Raw genomic sequence first — 5,178 nt, forward strand, 5'->3', positions numbered from 1 at the left:
GTGAGAATGGGGCTTCTGAAATGGAGATCTTGGGTCGTTTGGGTTGGAAACGTGCATTGGACAAGCAAGGTTACAGCATAGATATGCTTTATTACAGGAAGGAATTGTAACATGGGGAGCAAGACACCAACAACGACAGAACAAAAGCAGGTACAAACAAGTGCCCCTCCTACTTGGATGCAGAATGTCTTTAAGCGTGGGGGTGCAGATGCGTATAACATGTATGATACAGGGATGGGTGGTAATGTATATGGGGGACCTCGTGTTGCCCCGTTAAGTGCTCCAACTTATCAAGCAATTGGAGGTCTTGGAGCTATTCCTCATCAGTATCAGAATTATATGAATCATTTGATGAATACTCCAACATCGTCTGCGAGAAACCTTAACTGGATTGCATCTGGTGGTTTGATGGGACCGAATTCTCAATTTGATGAGGAACTTAAAGAGGGCTTAAGTGAAATAAGAAATAGTATTAATCGACAGTTTTTAGGTAGTGGTCTTTATGGCTCTAGTGCGCATAACAATGAGTTACAGAGGGGGCTTAATGATGAATTAGCTCGTATCAAGTATCGCCAGCGTGATAGAGATTTACAGCATATGATGCAAGCCAATTCGATGATTGATCAACTAAATGAAAACCGCTTAGGCATGATAGGCAACTTATTCCCCTCTTATAATAATGCCTATACGAATATGTTGCAGGGGTCATCTGTTCTTANGTTGAATATGCTTATGAACGCCGGTCATGGCTTTGCAAGGAATTACGGCACGACGACGAATAATCATACAATCTCTAAGATAGAGGGCAATAATCCGTGGAAAAATGTAGGGGCTATAGGTTCTTTAGCACTTCAAGCAGCACCGATGGCTTTTGGTTACATGGCAGGTGGTCCAATGGGAGCAGCGTTGGCAGGAGGAGCATCCAAGTTTTTTTAGATTACATGAATCAAAAGAAAGCTCTGGAGAATAATTAAAGAATAGTTTTGTAGGAGAGTGTGATGGCATTTCCATTATTAGGCTTAGCTGCTGGGGTAGCAGGTGGGGCAGCATTGAGATATGGACCTCATATTTTTAGGTATCTTTATCCCAGAGTAGCTCCAAAAATGGTTACAGGGGCGAAAGGATTGGGACAATTAATGAAACCAAACCTGAAGAATCCTTTAGTAATTGGTGGGGCGATTGGGAGTATTCTGGATAATATAAATGAAGCACAAGCCCCATCCAACCCCTATTTACAGAATAGTCTGAATCCATATGGACCATTTATGCCCTATACGGCTCCTAGAGCGGAAATGCCTCTTGGATTTGATCAACATCCACCCATGCCAAATGCACTAGAGAGTACTCCACAAGAACTAAAACCTTATGTTAATGAACAAACGCAACCATTAGCACCCGCTTCCCCAACACCGACTCCTGAACTGACAGATGCAGAGAAATTTTTACAGTCCAATACTTATAAGTTTTTTCAATCAGATGCGTATCAGAAGCTCAAAGATCTTTTTGCAGGTATGGCAGAATCTTCATCAGACGGTTCTGGGTGGGATGCGCTTGCAAGTGGTGTGAAGCATCTTAATGAAGGTGATAAACGAAGAGAACAAGTCAATCAAACCGTCGAATACCTAAAATCTAAAGGCTACAGTGAAGAAGAGGCGCGGTTCATGGCTGGGAATAAAGATGCATTGAATGCTTTTCTATTACAAAAAGTGAACGGCGGTTATGATGCTAGATCTAAAGAAGAAATGGACCGCCTACGAGAAACAATAGATCTTAAAAATAGTGAAGCTATCAGTAGTAATACACTCCATGACATTGAACGTTTTATGAATTATATAGAAGAGAATGGTGATTGGGCTACGGGAAATCTTGCTGATTGGCAAGCTTCTTTTAAGGTTCCTCAACACCGTGATATGCGTTCACTGCTTGATTCCATTAAAAACCGTATAGGTATTGACCGTTTAGAAACGATGAGACGGTATTCACGCAATGGTGCTTCTGGTTTTGGTAACCTTACAGAAAGAGAGCTTGATATCTTAAAGAGCTATTTAGGAGAGATAAAGTACGACTTGGGTCATGAAGAGCTCTTGTTTAGGTTGAAAAAAATCCATCAGATTTTGGCTAAGATGAAATTAGACGTATTGAAATTGCTAGAAGACAGCAGCATTGAATTAACGCAAGAGAGTGTTGATAAGGTTACCTCACAGCCGCATTCTAAAGCTCCACAGCAAGGACGTAATGCTTTGCCACTTGTTACCAGCAAAGAAGAGGAAGATGCATTGCCTTCCGGTGCACGCTTTATTGGTGAAGATGGAAAGATAAGGGTTAAAGGGGCTTAAAATGGCATATATTCCTTATTCTCGCATTGTTGATGATGTATCTGATAATGATGGTACGTCTTCGGTGAAGAACAGTCGTGGTAATCAAGGAAAAACAACAACGGGTTATATTCCTTATTCCCCTCTTGTTGATGATGATACGGCTTCATTTAATACAAAATTTACAGCAGATGATTTTTCATTTGATGATAAAGATCTTACGTGGTCGGATGCACTAAGGAGTCATGGGATATCTGGTTTGACAGCAGGGTATAGTGATGAGATACAAGCAGCCAATGAAGCAGGTTTTACGGATTATTGGAGCGGCGATAAAAAGGCAGAAGAGGTTTATAATAGAAGAGTAGCCAAGGAACGTGCTTACCAAAAAGCCTTGGAAGAGAAACATCCATGGTTATCTTCTGGTGCTTATATTGCTGGTTCGATTTTACCAACATTAGCATCATTGGGGATCCCTGCTTTAAATTTTTTGCGAGCAGGCTCGACTTTAGGAAGTTTAGGTAGGGGAGCTATTGTTGGGGCAGGTTCTGGAGCTTTACATGGTTCTGGTGCAGGAAAAGGTTACAATGATACGGTGAATTCGGCATTAGCCGGTGGTGTTGGTGGGGCAGTTTTGACGCCGGTTGCTGCTTTAGGAGGTATAGGTATTTCTAAGGCAGTTCGTAGTTTAGGAAATGCTTTAAAATCGCCTCCACTTGTAAGGAATTATTTTAATCCTGCTCGTAAAGAGGTTTCAAATAAAGCTTTGAGAGAAGTTGCCAAGCAACTTTACGATAATAAACCCCAAAAGATCACGGAACGTCTTAGCTCAGAACCTCAGGAAGTATTTTTGACAGATATTAATGAAAAACTACGACAGACTTTGTGGAATGCGTCTAAAACAAATGAAGATGTTTATAATCTCTTGAAACAAGCGCATGAGAAAAGATTGGGAGGTTCTGTTCAACGTCTTGATGATATGATGGAGCAGACGATTGTTCCATACCAGCATAGAGATATTTTAAGCAGGACACTTAAACGGCAAGGGAAAGAAGCGCATGATCATCTTTATGAACAAGCAAGGCAAACGCCGATAGGACGAGAGTATTATCCGGCTCTTAATAAACTTTTTGAAAATAAAGGGTTTCAAAAAGCTCTTAAAGAAGCTGTCAATACTTTAGAGGAACACCCTCTCAGTATAAATCCTAGAAGGTTTTATGATAGAAGATTTAGCAGTATAACCTATAAACCTACGATAGAGTTATTAGATCAAACTAAGCAGTCTCTCGATGATTTAATCGAAAAAAGTAAGAAACATGGCGATAACCAAAAGATTTTAGGATACGAAGTCCTCAAACAAAATTTGGTAAAAATAATGGACGAAATCTCTCCTACTTATAAAGCAGCACGCGGTAGTGCAGCAAAATTCAAAAACTTTGCAGATAGCTTTGAGGAAGGTAGACAAGCTTTTGGAACAAAGCTTGAAAAGAGTTTTGAAAGGGATGCAGTTCAGGAAAATCTTTCTAAAGGGAATTGGACAAAACAAAATAATACCTATCAGATGGGTATGAGAGATGCCTTAGATGATTTACTCAGAAAAAATGATGACCCTATTAATGAATTTTCTAAACTTTTAAAACAAAATCTTGCGTCTGAGAATCTTGAAAGGACCATAGGACCGGAACGGTTTTCTACTTTTAAAAAGGCAGTAGATCAGGAGAAGTTCTACTCTGATGCAGCAAAAGAAGGTTTTAGCAAATTTGAAGGCGCTCCTGAGTTTTCTATTCGTGATGGAGTTAGTTTCCCAAACCTTACTGATATGCACACTCAAGCTTTTAAATTAGCACGAAACATATTTTTCCACCCGAATGCTCCAGAGGCGCTACGGGCAAGACAAGAGCTAGAGCGCGGTATAGCGAAGTTAGCAACTTTTGGCGTTAAAGGAATGGAGCGCAATGAAATTGCCAAATTGATTCAAAGTGCTTTGAAGTGGCATAAAGCCGGTGTGATAACGGATGAAGGCTTGAAGATTGTTTCTAGAGCTGTAGCAAAAGGGTTAGGTCCTAGTGCTTCAATAGAGTATGCGAAATGACCCGTTCTAGTCCTTCTGTTAATCAAGCGATACGGCAAACGGCAGCGCGTTATGGTTTGCCAGAGAGTTATTTGTACCGTGTTGCGCAAGTGGAAAGTGGAGGCAATCCGAATGCAAGGAATCCCCGTTCTTCTGCTGGTGGGTTGTATCAATTTATAGACAGCACAGCCAAACAATATGGTTTGCAGGATAGGTTTGATCCCATGCAAGCGGCAGATGCCATGGGGCGGTTGACGCTTGATAATCGCAATCATTTAAGCCGCCTTTTGGGAAGAGCGCCTAATGAAGCGGAGTTGTATTTAGCACATCAACAAGGAGCAAGAGGAGCCGCGCGGCTTCTTCAAAATCCCCATGCCAATGCGGCGCAAATTGTTGGGAGCAATGCGGTTGGCTTGAATGGTGGAAACAACGCTATGCGTGCAAGTGATTTTGTCAACCGTGTATTACAGATGTATGGGGGGCAGCCTCATAGAGCAAGTCCTACAGCGCATGGTGGCATTAGAAATAGAGACAACTTTTTAGAGGTTTTAAGGGCATTATTAGCATCACAAGAAGAGGCTTCGGAAGAAGAAGAGAGTGATGATGATGATAATCCTTTGATGACGCAATTCATGCGGGCGTTTTACGGACCATTTTACAGAAGCTAGGATTCACGAGAAATGTCAACGATTTATGATTGGTCGCTTAGAGCGTCGGATAATACGCGTTGTGATGCTTTAATTGATTGGTCAGAAGGGCAGCATCCTAGCAGTGTGAATAAGAGCGCCCGTGTGA

4 protein-coding genes and 1 pseudogene are annotated in these 5,178 nt (G+C 41.4%); all 5 read left to right on the forward strand.

What is annotated here, in order from left to right:
- Window positions 1–111 precede the first annotated feature (111 nt).
- Complete coding sequence (locus tag ACFIMX_RS08645) at window positions 112–936, forward strand: hypothetical protein (protein WP_375694326.1); 825 nt, start codon at window positions 112–114, stop codon at window positions 934–936.
- 62 nt (window positions 937–998) lie between these two features.
- The gene (locus ACFIMX_RS08650; protein ID WP_375694327.1) at window positions 999–2,336 is read left to right on the forward strand and encodes a hypothetical protein; all 1,338 of its coding nucleotides are present in this window, start codon (window positions 999–1,001) and stop codon (window positions 2,334–2,336) included.
- A 1-nt stretch (window position 2,337) separates the two neighbouring features.
- The gene (locus tag ACFIMX_RS08655; RefSeq protein WP_375678724.1) at window positions 2,338–4,404 is read left to right on the forward strand and encodes a glycine zipper family protein; all 2,067 of its coding nucleotides are present in this window, start codon (window positions 2,338–2,340) and stop codon (window positions 4,402–4,404) included.
- Entirely contained in the window at window positions 4,401–5,051 is a 651-nt protein-coding gene (locus ACFIMX_RS08660; protein WP_375694328.1) for a transglycosylase SLT domain-containing protein, read from the forward strand. The genes ACFIMX_RS08655 and ACFIMX_RS08660 overlap by 4 nt, the downstream gene beginning before the upstream one ends.
- 12 nt (window positions 5,052–5,063) lie before the next feature.
- Window positions 5,064–5,178 (forward strand): annotated as a pseudogene (locus ACFIMX_RS08665) (phage tail protein); the annotation flags it as partial.

The sequence above is a fragment of the Bartonella sp. AD24XZML genome, from assembly GCF_042196485.1.
In the GTDB taxonomy this organism is placed as follows: Bacteria; Pseudomonadota; Alphaproteobacteria; order Rhizobiales; family Rhizobiaceae; genus Bartonella.

Excerpts from the sequence above, each read along its gene's own strand:
- ACFIMX_RS08655 (WP_375678724.1), top strand. The coding sequence starts at position 2,338 with ATGGCATATATTCCTTATTCTCGCATTGTTGATGATGTATCTGATAAT.
- ACFIMX_RS08650 (WP_375694327.1), top strand. The coding sequence starts at position 999 with ATGGCATTTCCATTATTAGGCTTAGCTGCTGGGGTAGCAGGTGGGGCA.
- ACFIMX_RS08660 (WP_375694328.1), top strand. The coding sequence starts at position 4,401 with ATGACCCGTTCTAGTCCTTCTGTTAATCAAGCGATACGGCAAACGGCA.